Origin of the sequence: Furfurilactobacillus milii (genome assembly GCF_009864005.1) — a bacterium.
Lineage (GTDB): Bacteria > Bacillota > Bacilli > Lactobacillales > Lactobacillaceae > Furfurilactobacillus > Furfurilactobacillus rossiae_B.
In genome coordinates this window covers 140,467-160,310 of record NZ_WEZQ01000017.1, presented here as the reverse complement: position 1 = coordinate 160,310, position 19,844 = coordinate 140,467, and the positions used below count along the sequence as shown (strand labels likewise).

General features: G+C 43.0%; 11 protein-coding genes. 10 read left to right on the top strand and 1 reads right to left on the bottom strand.

The window, feature by feature from the left end; genetic code table 11:
* Positions 1–173: 173 nt before the first annotated feature.
* The 6 genes from GB993_RS09435 to GB993_RS09410 all read left to right on the top strand — a co-directional run bounded on the left by GB993_RS09435 (position 174) and on the right by GB993_RS09410 (position 13,625).
* Positions 174–9,068 (top strand): KxYKxGKxW signal peptide domain-containing protein, encoded by an 8,895-nt coding sequence (locus tag GB993_RS09435; protein WP_161004084.1) that lies wholly within the window; start codon positions 174–176, stop codon positions 9,066–9,068.
* A 254-nt stretch (positions 9,069–9,322) separates the two neighbouring features.
* Positions 9,323–9,508, top strand: a complete 186-nt coding sequence (locus tag GB993_RS09430; protein WP_161004083.1) for a hypothetical protein — start codon at positions 9,323–9,325, stop codon at positions 9,506–9,508.
* A gap of 148 nt (positions 9,509–9,656) precedes the next feature.
* A complete protein-coding gene (locus GB993_RS09425; RefSeq protein ID WP_161004082.1) occupies positions 9,657–11,576 on the top strand; it encodes an ABC transporter ATP-binding protein/permease in 1,920 nt (639 codons plus the stop codon).
* Positions 11,577–11,803: 227 nt separating this feature from the next.
* Positions 11,804–12,820, top strand: coding sequence for a lipoate--protein ligase (lplA, locus tag GB993_RS09420; protein WP_161004081.1), 1,017 nt, complete (start codon positions 11,804–11,806; stop codon positions 12,818–12,820).
* Between the two features lie 183 nt (positions 12,821–13,003).
* A complete protein-coding gene (locus tag GB993_RS09415) occupies positions 13,004–13,360 on the top strand; it encodes a type II toxin-antitoxin system RelE/ParE family toxin (RefSeq protein ID WP_161004080.1) in 357 nt (118 codons plus the stop codon).
* Positions 13,344–13,625: a helix-turn-helix domain-containing protein gene (locus GB993_RS09410; protein ID WP_017260812.1), complete on the top strand. Its 282-nt coding sequence runs from the start codon at positions 13,344–13,346 to the stop codon at positions 13,623–13,625. Before GB993_RS09415 ends, GB993_RS09410 begins: the two co-directional genes overlap by 17 nt.
* A gap of 62 nt (positions 13,626–13,687) precedes the next feature.
* On the opposite strand, the gene GB993_RS09405 is transcribed toward GB993_RS09410, so the two are convergent.
* Positions 13,688–14,590, bottom strand: coding sequence for a LysR family transcriptional regulator (locus tag GB993_RS09405; RefSeq protein ID WP_161004079.1), 903 nt, complete (start codon positions 14,588–14,590; stop codon positions 13,688–13,690).
* 1,125 nt (positions 14,591–15,715) lie between these two features.
* On the opposite strand from GB993_RS09405, the gene GB993_RS09400 reads away from it, so the two are divergent.
* The 4 genes from GB993_RS09400 (at position 15,716) to noc (ending at position 19,817) form a co-directional block, all read left to right on the top strand.
* Positions 15,716–16,987, top strand: a complete 1,272-nt coding sequence (locus GB993_RS09400; protein WP_161004078.1) for a NupC/NupG family nucleoside CNT transporter — start codon at positions 15,716–15,718, stop codon at positions 16,985–16,987.
* Between the two features lie 497 nt (positions 16,988–17,484).
* Positions 17,485–18,045: a VanZ family protein gene (locus tag GB993_RS09395; protein ID WP_161004077.1), complete on the top strand. Its 561-nt coding sequence runs from the start codon at positions 17,485–17,487 to the stop codon at positions 18,043–18,045.
* A 167-nt stretch (positions 18,046–18,212) separates the two neighbouring features.
* Positions 18,213–18,944, top strand: coding sequence for a 16S rRNA (guanine(527)-N(7))-methyltransferase RsmG (gene rsmG, locus GB993_RS09390; protein WP_161004076.1), 732 nt, complete (start codon positions 18,213–18,215; stop codon positions 18,942–18,944).
* A 24-nt stretch (positions 18,945–18,968) separates the two neighbouring features.
* A complete protein-coding gene (gene noc, locus GB993_RS09385; protein WP_161004075.1) occupies positions 18,969–19,817 on the top strand; it encodes a nucleoid occlusion protein in 849 nt (282 codons plus the stop codon).
* Positions 19,818–19,844 lie beyond the last annotated feature (27 nt).

Genomic DNA, 19,844 nt, shown 5'->3' with positions numbered 1-19,844 from the left:
TCACATTATACTCCATAAGTTCTTTTATGTTTTTCTATAACTGTAAGAGTAAAAATAATATGCATCTTTTTATTTTTACTCTTGAGACCGTTTACATCATTTTATCAATATATATAAACATAAGAATGAACGCCATTTTTAAATGGTTTTTCACATCTATGGGGGGATAAAAAATGAGACACGAAAAACAGCGAAACTTAGGGCTCGCCGAAGCGGTTGAAAAGCTTCACTATAAAATGTATAAAGACGGCAAACACTGGGTTTTCGCCGGTATTTCTCTGCTATTTGGAGCTTCTATCATTGGTGCTGGTCAAGTATCCGCGCATGCTGATACGTCAACGAATGCTTCTTCGGGTGATACAACATCAGTTGCGAACGGTGAAAGTGGCTCTCTCGTAAATCAGAATTCGGTTACCCTTTCTAATACAGCAACTAGTGGTTCAAACTCAGAGTCGACGGTTACAAGCAAGGTCGATGGTAATGCTTCAACCACTCAAGCTAATGTTTCTCAAACGACATCTGAATCCAAGAGTACTGATGCTAGTCAATCGTCATCTCAAACGGGGTCAAATGCAAGTCAAACTGGCAGTGTGACTAATAGCACACAAGGATCTTCTCAACAAGAATCAATTACAAGCAACAGTGACTCTCAAGCTAAGAGTGCAACGGAAGCTGATTCTACTTCGACAAATTCACAAAATCAAGATAGTTCAAAGGTAACGCCAACATCAGAGGGAACATCAACATCCGAGGCCAATAGTGTAACTACTTCAAGCATGACGACCAGTCAAGCATCAAAGACTAGTACTGCCACCTCAGTCTCAACTGCCACCTCTAGTGCTGATCAGACTGTTGTTAAGGCAGGGGCCGTTTTGCCAACAGGAACTACAGTAACTTCTGATGCGGCAGGTAAAGTTACCGTTGACTTACCAGCTGGTGTACAAAACACGTTGAAGCCCTCGGATTTTACAGCTACACAAGTCGAGGTTACTCAAAAGGATGATACGAGTACGGGTACGGCCGGTGTGGATTTAACTCCGGATCAAGTATTGGCTACATACAACGCAACATTGATTCAGACGCTTAAGGGTCGTGGATTAACGGATGATAATATTCGTGCCTTTGCAACGTTAGGTCTTACTAGTACAGAGATGGATAACATTCAAAAGACTGGCGCTAATGAAGACCAAATGCGTAAGCTATTGAAAACTTTGCAGTCTGTTCAAGTCAAAATACCTACTTTAGCAGATACAACAGGATTGGTAGGCCAAAAGAACTGGAACGACGGTTGGAATGACGCTGGGTCAGACATGAGTTCGACAAGCATTTCCGATTGGAACAATATTTATAGTAATCCAGCAGCTTGGACGAATTCGAATTTTAACGACACCAAAACTGTTGGTGGTTATACTGGATGGCTTGTTGGAAATATTGGTGGTACTCAGGTCGATAAAACTACCTATGATGCTGGATATCACAACAGAATCGAACGTGACGCACAAGAATATGCACGCTGGATTAATCATGTAATTCAAGAATTTCAAATTTCCAGTATGGCAATGAATATCTATACTTATGATAAAAATAATGGCACGGAAAATGCTGGTGCCCATGCTATTGCACAATTTGTTATGGACTTTGCTAAGTCAACTGACGACTATCCTGGTGTACTTAATTCAAGTTTTATTAATCAAGCGGGGACAGTTGGTGCAATCATGTCCAAGCTCACGGATAGTTACAATCAAAACTTTTCATCTGTCTTTGCTTACAATGTGGCTGATGGATACAAAGCAGTGGATGACAACCGCGATGTTCAGAGCGATGTTGGGAATCATATGCTTGGCGGACAAGGTGTCACGGCTAACTTGGGTTTACGTAATGCTATTAATGCCATCGTTTATATTGCCCAGAACTATATCCAGTATTCCGCATACAAAACGTTCTTAACAATGAGCGGAACAGTTTCACTCCCTACAACACTGATTGATTTAATGAATCAAGTTCCACTATACAAATCTGTCAGTTGGTTAGGTAATCCTGCAGGAATCTTCGGTGATCCTAATACAGGTATGCCGAACATGATTTACCAATCATTGAAAACTGGTATTGTGGCTGCTTTAGTCGGTGAGTACCAGATGGGGCAACAAGATGCGGCTGCAAAGATTACCACGATGCTACAAGATGGAACATTTACAATCAATAATTCGAATGGCATTAATTTGTATAACGCATGGGCAAATGGGTCTGGATCAGGACAGCTGAACAATGGTGTTAACTTTTTGCAAATTGGTGCACCAGGTGAGGCCCTAGATTTGGCTACTAATGCAGGCTTTAATATGTTGGCTGCTGAAGCGCCGTTTTATCAAGCGTTAGGTTACGATGATGCGCGCAACGGAATTGTTAATACTGACATTATTGCGTCGGCTGAGGCACAACGTGCAAACAATGGTGGAACCAATAATGCGGACTTACTAAATGGTAAAAATGAAACTGATCCATTTAAACTTGCACAGGCTGCTTCTGCAAAGGCTTTGTTACTAAGCTTCTATAATTCCGCTTATAACGGTGTTCAGCAAGCAATTAGTGACTTCAAAAAAGATCCGATGCATGAAGGAAAAGCGCCAGTAACAACATTTACTGCTTGGCCTCAGGGTCAAAATGAGGCGCCACTTGTTTATACGTCACCAACTTATCAACAAACATGGGATGCGTTGACTAAGGCAAGTGCAGCACTTATTAAAGCAGGCTATACGGCTGTGGACACTAAAGCACAGGCTTTAACATTAGCTGATGATTCAATCCCAACATTAACTGAAACACCAGCCGGAAAGGTGGCAGATCAAAGTGTTATCAGTGGTCTTCCATCAGCTTTGGGTGCGGTTGTTAAGGATGCTTATAGGTATGCTTACAATGCAGAAGCTAAAGCTGTGAATAAGGCTTTTACTGCTGGTCAATCAGCTATTGTGGCCGAGGCGAATGATGCCTCAAATATCGGTAAGTTTTATTCAACAGGGAAGGCAGCGCTGACTGATTTGTCTTCTGATACAACGACAACAATTACCGATAAAGCTTCATCTTTGACTAATAAAAAAGATGGTACGATGCTTGGCACGATATTTACCGAGGCGTACACATTAAAGTACAACACCGTAACAAAAGTTAGTGTCACATTGACACCTAAGACATCGGGCGACGAGACTTTTGCTACACAATCTACAGGTGTGCAACATCCAGATCAATATGATTTTGCTGGGACGACTACACATGTCATTACGGCACCGTCGGTTAGCGGATATACTGCTACACCATTAACGCAGTCCTTTACAGACGGTTGGCCAACGACCGACGGTAACGTGACCTTTACGTATGACAAGGCAAGCACAGATGTTACTGTCAGTTTTGTAGATCAGAATGGTCAACCAGTGACAGTGGCAAGCCTCGATGGAACTGGCACCGGAGTTACCTCATACGATGTACCAGGACTAAAGGATGTGTCCTTTAAAGAACAATTTGAAAAGCTACAGTCTCAAGGATCATTTTCAGTGATTAAGTCTGCAGATGGAACCAAGCTATATAGGATTGATGGTCAAGCATTTAGCAAGGTTCAAGACTTTACTCTTGGGGATACTGGAACGAATAAAGTCACGTTAGTCTTGGATCAGCAGAATTCGTTGATTTTATCTTTTACAAATAAAGGCAATAATGTCGCAGTTAGCCCAGCTGCAATTTATAGTGGATGGGATGACACACAAAAAGGATCCGTTTCAAAACAGTTGACGCTTGTTAATCAGGGTGACGATAGTTACATTGCACATGGCTTTGCAGTTCAGACCGGTGAAATCAAAGATGAGTATACAGTTACTGTTGCAATGCCATCAGGATATGAATTAGATGCATCTGCAACGTTACCAACGGGCGTCACATATAATCAAAATGATCACGAATTTACCATTACAGGGAATTTTGATCAGTCAAGTCTGGCAAAAATTCCGTTAATTCGAACACGACAAGTCACATTGCACTTTGTCGATCAGAATGGGAATAGTCTCGCTGGTGTCAAGGATGTACCCCTGACCGTTGGCGAAGGGCAGCTAAATGTTTGGGGCACAAACGATAATGGTGCGCATACACAAGATGAAAGAGATTATATTGTCCCTTCACTGACGAACTATTCCGCGCAAAATAGTACAGTTCAAATTACAGGTAATCAGTCAGTTAATGTTGTTTACACTGCGGACACAAAGTCCGTTAATGTTACATTTAAGACAGCTGATGGGACAACGGTTGGGACTGGAACTTTAAATGGATCATACGGTGATGCTTTCCCGACTGATGAAGCAACATGGGCAACTGGACTTAGCGCGACTATGCCAAATGATTCACTTTCATTAACGTTTAAAGATATTTCTGGAAAGACAATTGATTGGACAAAGAATGTTCCATATCGCCTAGTTAAGAAGCAAACTATGCCAAATGGTGCGTTTGGCACAACGCCTGATGTAACCCTGACTGTAGAGGCTCCGATTGCAGAAACTTTAAGCGTTGTGGATCAATATGGTGAGTCGGTTGTTAAGTACGGCGCTCAGCCTTCAATTCCTAAGACTGCATTTACTGGATTAGGGTTAGACAGTACTCACGCTCAAGACGGCGTTATCTTTGCTTATGGTTATGCAGGCGATACCTATGATTTGAGCGGTGTAACAATTGATGCTTTGCCTGATCAAGGTAGCCTTAAAGCGGTTCAATACACTCGTGATCCTGATGATAAGCAACCGAATCCATTAACCGGCAATTTAACGAACAACGGTTTAATCAAATTAACATTTACAAGATCTCAAGTATTAGCAGTGAAAATTGTTCATGCTGACGGCAGTGTTGAAATTGATACGCCTATAAGTGTTTACACGTCTAAGACAGGTGACTTTAAGACGCCTGGTGCTTACACGGTTGAATATAGACAAAACAATGGCTTAGTTGTTCAACCAGATGGTAGTTATAACTTCTTACCAGTTAGCCTAGTTAAAGGAACTTGGACAGCAGGAACCATTGGCTTAACCTCCGAAGCAGATATTTCTGAGTATAAGATGGCTACTGTCTTGACAGCGGCATCGAAGATTCTCAGCAAGGGTACGTATTCTTCGACAGACAATTCGAATGCTCACGCCGGTAATCCAGAGGGCTATGCAATGACTCCTGATCTTAAGGAAACGAGTCTTCCCGATCATGTTATCGTATTGACATACATGGTTGATCCTACTCAAACTGGGATTGTGGACGCCCTCAAGACTGTTTATCAAGTTAGTGAGACCACTGCTGAGAAGGTTCTTCAAGCAATTAATGATGCAATTGGCACTGGAGATGTAGGCAAGACAAGTACAGCATCTGGTGCAAGTTCAACTAATGTTAGTGAACAAGCATCATTAGCGACCTCGGCACAGACAGTTGCTTCTACCAATGCTAGTGAAGCTACAAGCCTAGTTAGTCAAGCTAGCGACGATGTTAAATCAGGTGAAGGCTTGTTAGCTTCTAATGCTGTCGGTTCTGCCGGTATGAACGCAGCCGCCGTAGCTAGTGCGGCTCAAGAGGCTGGTGCTAACTTGGATGGTGTCTTTAAAGCCGAAGCACAGAATACGTTGGCTGATGTTAATAGCGCAGTGGCTGCGGATTCAAGTAATTCTAATGTTAGCGCAGCGCTGGCTAGTGCCCAATCTGCAAATTCGGCAGTTTTGTCTGCAGCTTCTGAGGCAGGAAATCAATCAAGCTTAGCCGTTTCAGATGTTGCTGTTGCTCAATCTGCATACTTGGCAGTTGGAGACTTTAACGCTTCTGCTCAGTCTGCAGCAACTGCGGGGAACAGTACGGCGGCCTCTCAATTCAATAGCCAAGCCGTTTCAGCTGGAATTGTTGCATTGAAGGCAGTTGCTAGTGCTGAGTCTGCGGCAACAGCAGCTGGAGTAGCAATTGATGCCGGAGTTAAGGCCGTTAAGGATGCTCAGGCCGCAGATTCTGCAGCGCGGTTGGTTACGGATAATAAGGAAGACATTACTGTTGTTGCGACTAATGTAATAGGTTCAACAGGATTTACGTATACTGTTAATGGTGGAACAGCGCAAAAAGGAACATATACCAAAGATGCAAATGGTCGGATAACTGGACAGATTCATGCATTTAATACCGACTTTATTGCATTAACACCAGATGATCAGGCACTTTATTCTGTTAATAAGCCTGCTCAGTTGGTTGTTTCAAAAACTGCAGCAGCAAATGAGATTCAGGTGTCATATTCTTCCATTTTCAGCACGGAAGGGCTTCAGTCTGTCATGAACTTGGCTGACAAGCTAAAGACAGATAATTATAGTACGTTCACTGTTAAGGCTTTATCTGATGCAAAGACTGCTGCTAACAAGGCCCTAGAAGAAGCTAAGGGTGCAAGTCAAACGGCTACTGATGCAGAAATAACAAAAATAAAATCCGATGTTAGTTCCGCTACAAGTGGTTTAACGGATGCAATTGCAGGTTTGGTTTCAGTACAAAGCTTGAAGGTAGCTATTAATAATGCAGGTAATTATTCCGCATCTGATTACACGACGGAGAGTTGGGCTACATTGTCGTCGGCGCTTACTGTAGGCAACGCCGCTCTTGATAGCACAAAGTTAGTTGATCAAGATACTATTGATGCCGATACAACAACAATCAATAATGCCGTTAAGTCCTTAGTATTGAATGCAAACGTTGAGAGTCAATTGAGCAGTATTTCAACGAATGTAAATAAGGCCAACGCTGACTGGAGTAGCCTTGTTGCAAATCCTGGTGACTCTAATACAAGCAGTTTGGCTAGTTCCTTAGTTGTTGATTTGAACAACTATAAGAGTCAGCTATCCAGTTTAGGCAACAATAGTCAGGCAACTGTCAGTCAAAAGAGCTCTATTGGCAGTGACATAACTTCATTGACTAGCGAGATTAACTCGATTAATTCGTCCATTTCAGGTTCTGAAAACAGTTCACTTACTGGATCGATCGCAAGTTCGATTGCGGCAGGGAACTTACAAAGTGAATTGACGTCCTTGAGCAGTGCGATTACGAGTGTGAATACGAGCGTTGGGACTGATCCGACCAAGGAGAACAGCTCATTAGAGAGCAGTTTGAAGAGTGCTTACAGTGAAATGAGCAGTTTGGCTGGGAACAGTAGCTTAGGCTTAGATCCATCGAGCTTAGTTCCGGTTAACAGCAACCTCAGCTCATTGAGCAGTCAGATTGAGTCGTTAACAACGAAGTTGTCCAGCGAGAGTTCACAATCCAGTCAAACCTCAAGTGAATCCCGTTCGATTGTCAATAGTGTCATCGCCTCCATTAACACTGGGACGAATAGCAGTGTTGATCCAAGCAGCGTTCAGAGCAGCTTGAGCAGTGTAAAGTCCGTCTTGAGTAGCTTGAAGAGCAACAGTAGCTTGACACCAACGCAGCAGAGCTCGATCAGTAGTCTGGAGACGAAAGTCGACAGTCAGAGTTCATCGTTGAGCAGTGAACAATCCAGCATCAATGAGTCGTCATTGATCAAGTCGATCGCAAGTTCGATTGCGGCAGGGAACTTACAAAGTGAATTGACGTCCTTGAGCAGTGCGATTACGAGTGTGAATACGAGCGTTGGGACTGATCCGACCAAGGAGAACAGCTCATTAGAGAGCAGTTTGAAGAGTGCTTACAGTGAAATGAGCAGTTTGGCTGGGAACAGTAGCTTAGGCTTAGATCCATCGAGCTTAGTTCCGGTTAACAGCAACCTCAGCTCATTGAGCAGTCAGATTGAGTCGTTAACAACGAAGTTGTCCAGCGAGAGTTCACAATCCAGTCAAACCTCAAGTGAATCCCGTTCGATTGTCAATAGTGTCATCGCCTCCATTAACACTGGGACGAATAGCAGTGTTGATCCAAGCAGCGTTCAGAGCAGCTTGAGCAGTGTAAAGTCCGTCTTGAGTAGCTTGAAGAGCAACAGTAGCTTGACACCAACGCAGCAGAGCTCGATCAGTAGTCTGGAGACGAAAGTCGACAGTCAGAGTTCATCGTTGAGCAGTGAACAATCCAGCATCAATGAGTCGTCATTGATCAAGTCGATCGCAAGTTCGATTGTTTCTAGTCTTGAGAATTCGAATACCAGTCAAGCAAGTCAAACTGGTTCAAGTTCTAGTCAGATGAGTAACAGTAATGTTACCTCTAATCAGACTAGCAACAACAGTTCAACAGCTGATAGTCTAACAAGCGAAAACGTAGTGGCTCCTAATGGTAATGGCGGTCAGAGTGGTTCAAGCGTGGCGCCAACTCAGATTCCGGCAATGATTACGGTTTCGTACTACGCAATGAAGCCGGATGGAACTCAAACGAGAGTAAAGATAGCGCCTGACTTTATCCTTCGCGGATATGTTGGTGGCCACTATGATATTCCTGGTGCCTACTTACCAGAGTTTGTGCTACGCAGTTGGATTGGTGATCCAATCTTTGGCCCTGAAGATGAAATAGGAAAAGGTTCAACAATCTATGTCTTCTACACGAGCAAGAAAGAAATGGCTGATTACGAGGCCGCTCAAGCTCGTAAAGGTCAAGACGGAAATACGACGAGTGTTGGATCAACCAATAGTAATGGTGGTTTTACCCAAAATGCTGAAAGTTCAAAGAGCAATTTATCGAAGACCTCCAGTCAAGAAAATGGTAGCAACAACGGAGGACAATCTGTTACGAAGAATGCTAATGGAGTGGCTTTGACAGGATCAATTCATGGCCATGGTAGTAATGGCATTACTGAGGTAGATTCTGCAGCATCCGCTACTGCAACACCATTAACTAATGCAACAGGGGAAAGCGCTCAAACAGTTACTTTGCCTAATGAAGCACAGGCTGGTCAAAACAATGGGAAGACCGCGATAGAAGGTAGTTCAGTTTCGGAAACTACTGACCATTCAGGTGAAAAATTACCAAATACTGACCAGTCCGATGAATCAGGGTTGATCGGATTAGGGCTTACAATTTTAGGCGGTACATTCGTACTCGCTGGAATTAAGAAGCGTCGTCGCGATTAAACTTTTAATGATCGTGGTGTTGTAACCTGATTTGATCACGAAGAAAAGAGACCGACTAAAAAGTCGGTCCCTTTTTTTGTTTATTAACTATGAAGCTAGTTATATGTCTCCAGACTGAATCCAAACGTGTCGTATACACATATAATATACGTTTGCCGAAATTATAGTTTGACACGCTTAGTTATGTGAATGAAAAGATGAGTGACACGAGTGCATGAACCAAAGCTGAACTGATTTCGGATGCAGTTAATGAAATGGGTCATATGTTAGGCTTAATGCATTCTGATGATCAGAAGCGTGTTCTCTGGTATGAGATAAAAGATCAAGCTTTACAAAAACAAGATGCGCTTGGTGTAATTTTGGCCTCCGAATTACCAGCTGTCCTGGATAGCACAGCTGTCGGGCGACCACAGTATGTCGCACCTGTAGCAACGGCTTAATTTGATTTCTTTCCATAGGAAACATTTTCTTAAGAATCCATTACGACTACAAGTTCACCCCCGTTATCATTTGTATAACGGGGGTGAATTTGCTACTGTTAAGACCAATTTGAATTAACCATAAAATTTTGAAAACGAGGGCAATTTGATGAGCTTTCTAGAGTTGAAGGACATTCACAAATCGTACTACGTGAATAAAGAACCGTTTCCGGTTTTAAAGGGAATTAGTCTTAAGTTTGAACGGGGAGAGTTTGTTTCCATCCTAGGTGAATCTGGTGGTGGGAAATCCACGTTGATGAATATTATCGGTGGTCTTGATCACAACTACGAGGGTGATGTGTTACTAAACGGCAAGTCCATGCATTCCGCGAAGGAACAAGCAATGGATGCGTACCGCCGGCAAACAATTGGATTCATTTTCCAAAGTTTCAATCTGATTAGCCACTTAACGCTGCTGGACAACGTTATGGTCAGTTTGGAAATGACCAACATGACTCATCACGAACAAGTGGAACGTGCCACTAGCTTATTGAAGCAAGTTGGCCTGGAAGATCACATTCATAAGTATCCTAACCAGATTTCTGGTGGACAGAAGCAGCGTGTGGCGATCGCGCGTGCGTTGGCCTCAGACCCGGACGTTATCATTGCCGATGAACCAACTGGTGCGTTGGATTCTCAGAACACCAAAGAAATTCTCGAGTTGATGGATGGCATTGCTGAAAGTGGCAAGTTGGTCATCTGTGTCACGCATAGTCAGGATGTGGCCAACCATGGGACGCGAATCGTTCACATGGAAGATGGGAAGATTAATGAAGATCGTGAGTTGAAAGATCCTTTCCCAATCGAAGGCAGACAGTTGTCAACGAAGACAAAGCACCTGAGTTTCCGTTCAACGTTGAAAATGAGTTTGCAACATATGCGGTACAACACGAAGCGTAACTTACTTATTGTGTTTGGCGGTTCCATCGGGATTTTCAGTGTTATCTTGATGCTTGCGCTTGGTAACGGGGTTAAGGGGTACATGAATAACCAAATCATGGACCAAATTAATCCGACAACCATTCAAGTCGCGCAAAAGACTGACAAACAGACGGCGGAAGCAGTTGAGATGAAACCGTCTGACCGTGACCGTTTGGCGAAGGTCAAAGGTGTAAAGGAAGCTGTTCTTGGCACCTACGTTCCAAACGGTGTCCAGGTCGATTACAATGGCAAGACGCAGCAAATTCAGCAATTCCAAACTTGGAATAAGACTGAAAAAGAAAGTGACATCAAGACCGGTTCCAAACCCGGTGATAAGGAAATCTTACTGACCAAACGGAATGCGAAGAAGATCAGCAAAGATTACAAGTCGCTAGTAGGTAAGACAGTGACATTGAGTGTGACTGCGATGGATGATAACAATCAGCCCGTGGCGATGACCCAAAAGCTCAAAGTTTCAGGGATTATCAACTCTGGTACTGACGCAATGTCGTTTGACACCTTAAAGTCGATGTATGCTGCCAAAGGTGCTAAATTACGTGCTAATTTTGTCGCTGTTTCAACCAAGGACGTGCAAACAACCAAGACTGTTCAGAATAAGATCAAATCCTTAAAGACAAATGGTAAGGCAGCGTACGCAATTACTGGTGTCGGGTCTATTCTTGATACGTTGAACACGTACATTTCGCTGGCATTCTATGTATTAGCTGGGATTGCGGCCATTTCACTGCTAGTTTCAGCAATCATGATCATTGTGGTTCTGTACATCAGTGTGTCCGAACGAACTAAAGAAATCGGTGTTTTACGGGCCCTCGGTGTTCGTCGTCGAGACATTCGTAACCTGTTTGTTTCCGAGGCATTCTTCATCGGTTTGTTCAGTGCCATCTTAGGAATTGTGCTGGCTTGGGTTGTTCAATTATTGATCAACCACGGTATTAATGGTCTGATTCACTACAGCATCATTCAGATGACACCTGGCTACATTATCTTCGGATTACTGGCAAGCATCATCATCAGTTTATTAGCAGCTCTAGCACCATCACATCAGGCTGCTAAACTGGATCCAATTGAATCGTTGGCGGTGGAATAGTGAGCATGACATTCTCCGTTTAGAATTTGAACAACAATTGAAAAATCCTCGTGTGGACGAAATTTTGTCCATATGAGGATTTTTTGGTGTGTCCAAGTCGCTAGGGTGTGGAGCGCGTTTTGGAAGTGACTAGGCGATGGATTTGAACTTACTAAAAGTTACTATTTTTTGATGAAATCGCTATCATTTCCCTTGAAACGCCGTACAATAAACTTTGAGGTGATAACATGCGTTATTTAGCTAGTCCAAGCACGGACATTCGAGAAAATTTGGCGATTGAAACATATTTAATGGAGCACGCTAATTTAGATGAACCAATTTTATATTTCTACATTAATTCTCCATGTATTATTGTCGGTCGATACCAAAACGTGCTTGAAGAAATCAATCAAGATTACGTTGACCAACACCATATTATTTTGACACGTCGAACTTCTGGTGGCGGTGCTGTTTATGACGATCTTGGAAATGTTAGTTTCAGCTTTATTACTAAGGATGACGGGGATGCAGTGGGCAATTTCAAACGGTTTACGGATCCTGTCATTAAAGCGTTGCACGAGATGGGTGCGACGGGCGCTGCAATGACTGGTCGTAACGATCTTACAATCGACGGCAAGAAGTTTTCTGGTAATGCGATGCACGTTGAGAAGGAACGGATGTTTTCGCATGGTACCTTGATGTATGACGTCGATCAATCTGTGCTAACTAAGGCTTTAAACGTGCCAGCTGATAAGATTGCATCGAAGGGTATTAAATCGGTTCGTAGTCGCGTTACCAATCTGAAACCACACTTTGCGCCAGCCTATCAAAACCTGACCATTGAAGAATTCAGGGATGCATTAGCAAAGAAAATTTTAAACATTACAAACATTGAAGATGCAAATGCGTATGTAATAGATGATGAGGCATTGGCCGGTGTTCACGATTTGGAACAACGTTACTTTAAGAACTGGGACTGGATTTATGGCAAGTCACCAGCGTTTAATGTTAAACGACGTGAGCACTTTGCGGCAGGAACGGTGGAATTCTCGCTGAACGTAGATGAGGGTCACATCAAGGATATTCAGATTACTGGCGACTTCTTTGGCCAGGCAGATATTAAAGATGTTGAAAACCGTCTGATTGGGACTAAGTACGAGTTAAACGCGGTGAAACAAGTCTTCGACAGCATGGATGTCTCAAAATACTTCGGGAAAGTTACCAAAAATGAATTGGTTGATTTGTTGATGAGACAGGGCGCTTAGGGCAACGGATACTAAAAAAATTTATGGTTCTAAATAGACTAGCCTTTAAAAGAACAAAAGCCATTTGAATTACGTATGTTGATAATGATCATAGATTTAAAACTAATAAGAATTGGGAAAATCGAATGATCAATTAACAACGTAAGGTGGTGTCTAATGATAGCATGTGTGCTATCATTGTAAATGAATGATAAACTATACTTTAAATTCGGCCATGAATTTAAAAGCTTTTTGGACAATCTTCCCAAAAAGGATCGAGCTAAAATGGTTAGAACCATTCAGGCTATATCACGATTGGGATTGCAAATTGCCATTCGTCAACGTTATGTAAAAAAATTAAAGACTAATCTGTATGAAATTCGGTCAATTCAGGGCAATAATATTCAGCGAGGTATATATTTTCACCTTGAGGAGTCTAACTATTTTATTACTCACGGATTTACAAAAAAGACAGATAAAACACCACAGCGTGAGATTGATCATGCCAAGTCAATTCGGGATGGGAAGATTCGGAGGCACAGAAATGAAGAAAAGTTATGATTTAGATGAGTATGTTGCTGGTCAGCTAAAAGATCCCGAATTCAAGCGTGAGTATGATAAGGCTGATCGAGAAATTGTTGCCGCGTTGGCTGTTAAAAACTTACGAGAAGAAATGGGGATTTCTCAACGTGAATTGGCACAAGTGTCTGGGACAGCGCAATCTACAATTGTTAGAATCGAAAATGGCAATTTGGATTTAAAATTGTCGACACTTCAAAAAATTGCACAGAGTGTTGGAAAAGAATTGGAAATTAGACTCGTTTAGTTGAACCTGTTTCAAATAAAAAAGTATCCCCTTCATACCGTGATGAGGATACTTTTTTATGCTTATTGCCACAATAATTTATCACCGTACTCGCGGCTTAGATTTTCTCGAATGATTCGTGTTAGCCGTGTAGTGGTGGGCGCTTGTGCAAGTGATTTGTTCACGGCCAGACATAAGGTTCGATAATGTGGTTCATCAAATGGATAGATATTAATGTTCCCAGAAATTCGTTTGAGCGCCAAATCGGGCAAAACACCAAACCCTAGGCCCGCCTCCACCATTGAAATGATTGAGGCGTCATCGATGGAGTAGCTTAGTGAATTGGGTGTGACGTTGTATCGGTCCAGCGTCAACTTAGTATCGCGATCGTAGTCAGAGTGTTGAAGGATAAACGTTTTATCCGCTACATCAGCGCTGGTCATGACGTGGCCATTTTTAGGCACAAAGTCCGTTGGCGTCAAACAGTACACTTCGTCCTTGATGAGGGGATGAATCACGATGTTCTCGTCGAGTGGCAGCGCCGAAAAACCCATGTCCAAGGTTCCCAAACGCACGCGCTCTGCAATATCGTTAAAGTTTCCTTGATAAACGGTGATGTTGATATCTGGATATTGTTGGCGAAACTCGCGAATGATGCTGGGCAGCCAATTAAGCAGTACAGATGAGAACGCACCAATCCGGATTGTCCCGTGTGTCAATCCGTTAATGTTGGCCGCTTCTTGTGCTAACCGTTGTTCAGAATTGAGAATGTCTTGAATGATTGGATAGACGGTATTCCCATCAGCAGTGAGCGTAACCCCTGTGCGACTACGAATAAACAGTGGAAAGCCAAGTTGCGTTTCCAACTGACTGATTGAATGGCTGACTGCACTTGGTGTGATGTTAAGTGTTTCGGCGGCAGCAATGAATGTATGCTTATCGACCACGGTGGCAAACACCTGATAGGCAAAGGATGAAGTGGCCATGAACGTAACCTCGTTTGAATGAATTATGTTGAGTGTAGCAGGAAGCAGCGCAAACAAAAAGCCCCGGGAGAAAATTTCCCAGGGCCTTTCTTACTGCATCAGTCCGGATCAAGACTGTTTTACGCTAGAAGCGTGCGACACTCTCATCGTGGGCTGATGCCTTAAGATTATTTCCAATGGTCAAAAGACATCACCCCCTTTCATTTAATGATAATAGACTAACGCGATCTGGCATGTTAGTCAATTGATAAAACTTGGTGGAGAACTTTGCCCACTATCAAGCTATTTCGAGGGCTTTTCGCGGTGTAAAAGGAAAGCAGGTCGTAAACTACTCTCAAGAAAACGGTTGAGGTCTAGTGGTACTTGGGTGTTTGATCGTCGCAGTCAAGTTAAGTTCAACTTTTACAACGTGTCAGAAAATGAAGTGAAATCGCTTAGGAGCGGACTTTGTGTTCGATATTCACAGCGTAGAAGGAAAGTGAGACCATTGCCACAATAAAATGATCGACCATAACAGGGTGTTGCTTACACCTTCGCTAGACCAAAAAAACGTTTTCCCACCCAAAGGGGCCTGTCATCATGTGGCAGGTCCTTTTTTTCTTCTCTCATTTTCAGTATTGGAAATTCCGAATAATGTTGCGACATCCGGTTGTTTTCAAAAACATTAGGCGCAGCTGATTCTTGGCTAAGAATAGAATGCCAATAAAGCCGGCATATCAATAGGTGAAACGTTGTACTAAGTTAGAAAATAATTAAAATCATAAAAATGGCGTTCCGTTCGGAAATTGCTTTCAGTAAACGTTTTCATTCGTTTTCAATATTCACGTAACCGCTCTAAAAATTAAAAAGAAGCTTCACTGGAGGAATCAATGTTTACACCTAGCCCGATTAACGGTACTATTAATTGGTCAGGGAAGGCGGACTGTACCTTTCCGTTTGCGGAGGCGTTTTCAACCAAGCCATTATTTCGTGAAAATTATTCTAAAGTCCGCTTTTCAACTGAAGGAGGGGTGAGGTTTTCGACATCGAGATGTGCGTCGAATAATCGATGCATAACGCTGAGTGGCTCAAATGGGAGCATTTGGGCTGAAACATACCATCATTTTGGAAAGAAGGACATATGTTATGTATTTAGTTGTTAACATCATTGGTGTTATCGTCTACTTGGCGATTGCTTGGGCACTGTCCAAGAACCGTTCGAAGATTAAGTGGCGTTCTGTTGGCATCATGGTTGTCTTAAACTTAGTTATTGCCTGGTTATTAACCAGTTTCGCCGGTGGCCGTGCCGTTGTTAAAGGTGCTGCTGATGGATTTAACTGGTTGGTGCAAGTTGCCTACAAAGGGATCAACTTCGCATTGCCTAACTGGGTTGGTGCTACGGGTACCCACCCAGCACCAGTTAACTTCATTACCAGTGCTTTGCTACCAATTCTGTTGATTGTGCCATTATTCGATATCCTGACATACATTGGTGTATTGCCATGGATCATCAAATGGATCGGTCGCGGTTTAAGCTTTATCACTGGTCAACCAAAGTTCGAATCATTCTTCGCCGTTGAAATGATGTTCTTAGGTAACACTGAAGCGCTTGCCGTTTCTAAGTTACAATTGACCACCATGAAGGCTGAACGTGATGTTACTTTGGCAATGATGTCAATGAGTTGTGTTACGGCTTCAATTCTGGGTGCTTACACGCAAATGGTTCCTGGTCAATTTGTTTTGACTGCCGTTCCTTTGAACTGTATCAACGCTTTGATCGTAACCAACATGTTGAACCCTGTAGAAGTTGACCCTGAAGAAGACACGATTGCTAAAATCGGTAACGTTGGTGACGAAGGCGGCGAAAGTGAAGCAGCTGCCGAAGAAACTGGCGCTGTTGAATCAAACGGCAAACGTCAACCATTCTTCTCATTCTTGGGTGACTCCATCTTAGGTGCCGGTACTTTGGTTCTGATTATCACTGCCAATGTTATCGCCTTTGTTGCCTTAGCTGGTTTGATCGATAAGTTACTTGGCTTGATCTGGAAGCCATTGTCATTGGAAAGTATCCTTGGTGTTATCATGTTCATCCCAGCTTGGTTGATGGGATTGCCTGTTGATAAAGCTTGGGACTTCTCTCAATTGATGGGTCTGAAGTTAGTAACGAACGAATTCGTTGTTATGGGTGAAATCACTGGTAAGATTCAAAATTATGCACCTCACTACCGCGCTATCTTGACTGTCTTCTTAACTTCCTTCGCTAACTTTGGGACTACTGGTATGATTATCGGTGCCTTCAAAGGTATGGTTGGTAAAGATAAGAACGACATGATTTCTAGCAACGTTGGTTACATGTTACTTTCAGGTATCTTAGTTTCACTACTCTCAGCTGGTATGGTTGGTTTATTCGTTTGGTAATAAGCCCCATTTACTCGATTTAGAAAACTTCATTTTCTCAAATATCAAAAGACGCCTCTGTGGCGCCTTTTTTGTTACTATCAAATTTTTAAGAAAGAATTTACTGCTCCGCTTAAAGTTGACGTGAGCATGTCAGTAAAGCAAGTGTTTCAGGCAACATGGAGAGTGAGTGAAGTCGATAGTGGACAGAGTTTCGTTGTCGCAATCGTTAGTGGCAGGGGGTGTGCCACTTAGGATTGCAGGATGACTTGACCTGGTTTTAGGAGCTCAAAATCAAAGCTCGAGACCGCTTTTGGAGCTTGAGCCGGTCCCATGAAACGGCATCCACTGTCGACGGAACGGAATCTTAAATCCAAATTATTCTTGTCACTCATATCAATGTCCAGCAAACATTACGCAACTTGTTTATGAATTTACCAAGTCTAAGCACGTGAAACCCAAATCATCGCCGGTCAGCGTTAAGCTTACCTATGAAGATGACAAGGAGGGATGCAACAATGACGATTTTTGATCACAATGGGCTGGTAACCAGTCAAATTTTAATTGTGCCACTGTTGCTTTTCTTTTCTTTGCTTGTCATAAACGACGTTCGCCATCATCGACTAAAGTTTGTTCGAGTGCTTTTTCAGGCCGTTTTATGTGTTTATCTATGGGCAGTTTTTGACATGACGCTGTTTCCGATTAATATTAGTCGCAATATTGGCACACTGGCAGCTAGTGGTTACACCTTTCAAGGGGCCATCGATGTTCATCCGTTAGCGATGTGGTATAACTGGCGCCAGCCAACGGTTCTGTATCAATTAGCTGGTAACGGCTTGATGTTAGTGCCACTGACTTTACTGTGCGGCGGATTATCTGCCAAGCTACGCCCAGTCTGGCGAGCAATTGGACTGGCGTTTGGTACATCACTTTTTATCGAAACATCTCAACTTGTCATGAATTACTTTAATTTCGGTGAGCGCACGTTTGATCTGAATGATCTGCTTTTAAACACGCTAGGTGGATTACTTGGGTGGATTCTACTCAAGGTTGGGCTAGCGATTTGGCAACGAACCTAAGATGAAACGTAATCAAAATGAGATATGAATTTACAACCGCGACCTTGCGCAGGCAACTGGGTTAAAACCTTGTTGACATCGCTGGGCGCGGTTGTTTTATTGCCTTTTTTTCGGTAAAATGTGTAAGTACGTGAAACACACTGTTGTTTCACATTAAAGGAGTTTTTATGAACCCAGAACAGTTTAAGACTGCCCTAGCTGATCACGGGATTACCTTAACAGATCAGCAACGGGATGCTTTTGATCAGTATTTTAATTTACTAGTCGAAACCAATAAAAAATTTAATTTAACCACGATTACGGCTGAGTCAGACGTTTATCTCAAGCACTTTTATGACTCTATCACAGTCGCATTGTTTGTGCCGGAGTTGCAAACGCAATCTGTAACTTTATGTGACGTCGGTGCGGGTGCTGGTTTTCCATCGATTCCGCTGAAAATCTTGTTCCCACAGTTGAAGGTCACCATTGTTGATTCGTTGAACAAACGGATTAACTTTTTGCAAGAATTAGTGACCACTTTGGGATTACGTGACGTCACGTTGGTCCATGATCGTGCAGAGACGTTTGGTGCAAGAAAGTCACCGCAACGCGAGCAATTTGACTACGTTACAGGTCGTGCGCTGGCTCGAATGAGTGTCATGAGTGAGTTGTGCTTACCGCTGGTTAAAGTTGGTGGACAAATGTTGGCCATGAAGGCTAGTGGGGCCAACGAAGAACTGACAGATGCAACGTATGCGATTCACACGCTTGGTGGGAAGGTTAGTCAAAGTCATCAGTTCGAGCTGCCAGTTTCTGGAGACCCACGGGAAATCATTGTTTTGGATAAGGTTCGGACCACACCTGGACGTTATCCACGTCGTCCCGGAACGCCAAACAAAGAACCGTTACACGCACACTAATGGTTGGTGAAAGGAAATTAACGGATGCCTTTTTCATTATTTGGGAATCGAAATAAAAGCGATGAAAAACCGCAACAGAAAATTGAACAGTTAGCGTTGACCGCCATTGAACCGAACCGTTTTCAACCACGGCAGGTGTTTGATGAACACGCTATTGCTGAGTTGGCTGAAACGATTAAGGCACATGGGTTGCTGCAACCGATTGTCGTTCGTGAATACGAGACCGGCAAGTATGAAATTATTGCTGGTGAACGTCGTTTTCGTGCGGTGACTTCGCTGAATTGGGAAACGATTCCAGCCATCGTTGAAAAGATGGACGATCATGAGACAGCTTCATTAGCGTTGATTGAAAACTTGCAACGTGAGGAATTGTCGGCTGTTGAAGAGGCTCAGGCCTATCAACAATTGATGGCGCTTAATGATGTTACTCAAACCCAACTGGCTAAGGGTGTCGGCAAGAGTCAATCGGCGGTTGCCAACAAATTGCGTTTGTTGAAGCTCAGTCAACCAGTCTTGGATGCTATCAGTGCCAAGAAGATTTCTGAGCGTCACGGGCGGGCACTGCTGCCGTTGAATGCTGATCAGCAGCGACACGTGTTAATGCAGATTGAAGATCGCGACATGAACGTTAAGGCTACTGAACGGCTGGTTTCAGAACTAACGACAGAAAAACCAGTCACACCACAGCGGCCAAAGAAACGGTTGCGAGGTTTAACGTCCGATACGCGTATCGCAGTTAATACGATTAAAGAGTCGGCCAAGATGATTCGTGACACTGGTTTATCTGTTCACGTGCATGAAGAAAACACAGATGACGGTTATCGCATCGTCATTGATTTACCAAAAGATGGTCATAGTAGCAGTAAGAATTAAGCAAAGGGATATGAGGAGTTAACGTTG

Excerpts from the sequence above, each read along its gene's own strand:
- GB993_RS09435 (WP_161004084.1), top strand. The coding sequence starts at position 174 with ATGAGACACGAAAAACAGCGAAACTTAGGGCTCGCCGAAGCGGTTGAA.
- lplA (WP_161004081.1), top strand. The coding sequence starts at position 11,804 with ATGCGTTATTTAGCTAGTCCAAGCACGGACATTCGAGAAAATTTGGCG.
- GB993_RS09410 (WP_017260812.1), top strand. The coding sequence starts at position 13,344 with ATGAAGAAAAGTTATGATTTAGATGAGTATGTTGCTGGTCAGCTAAAA.
- GB993_RS09400 (WP_161004078.1), top strand. The coding sequence starts at position 15,716 with ATGTATTTAGTTGTTAACATCATTGGTGTTATCGTCTACTTGGCGATT.
- GB993_RS09415 (WP_161004080.1), top strand. The coding sequence starts at position 13,004 with ATGAATGATAAACTATACTTTAAATTCGGCCATGAATTTAAAAGCTTT.
- GB993_RS09425 (WP_161004082.1), top strand. The coding sequence starts at position 9,657 with ATGAGCTTTCTAGAGTTGAAGGACATTCACAAATCGTACTACGTGAAT.
- rsmG (WP_161004076.1), top strand. The coding sequence starts at position 18,213 with ATGAACCCAGAACAGTTTAAGACTGCCCTAGCTGATCACGGGATTACC.
- GB993_RS09405 (WP_161004079.1), bottom strand. The coding sequence starts at position 14,590 with ATGGCCACTTCATCCTTTGCCTATCAGGTGTTTGCCACCGTGGTCGAT.
- noc (WP_161004075.1), top strand. The coding sequence starts at position 18,969 with ATGCCTTTTTCATTATTTGGGAATCGAAATAAAAGCGATGAAAAACCG.
- GB993_RS09430 (WP_161004083.1), top strand. The coding sequence starts at position 9,323 with ATGGGTCATATGTTAGGCTTAATGCATTCTGATGATCAGAAGCGTGTT.
- GB993_RS09395 (WP_161004077.1), top strand. The coding sequence starts at position 17,485 with ATGACGATTTTTGATCACAATGGGCTGGTAACCAGTCAAATTTTAATT.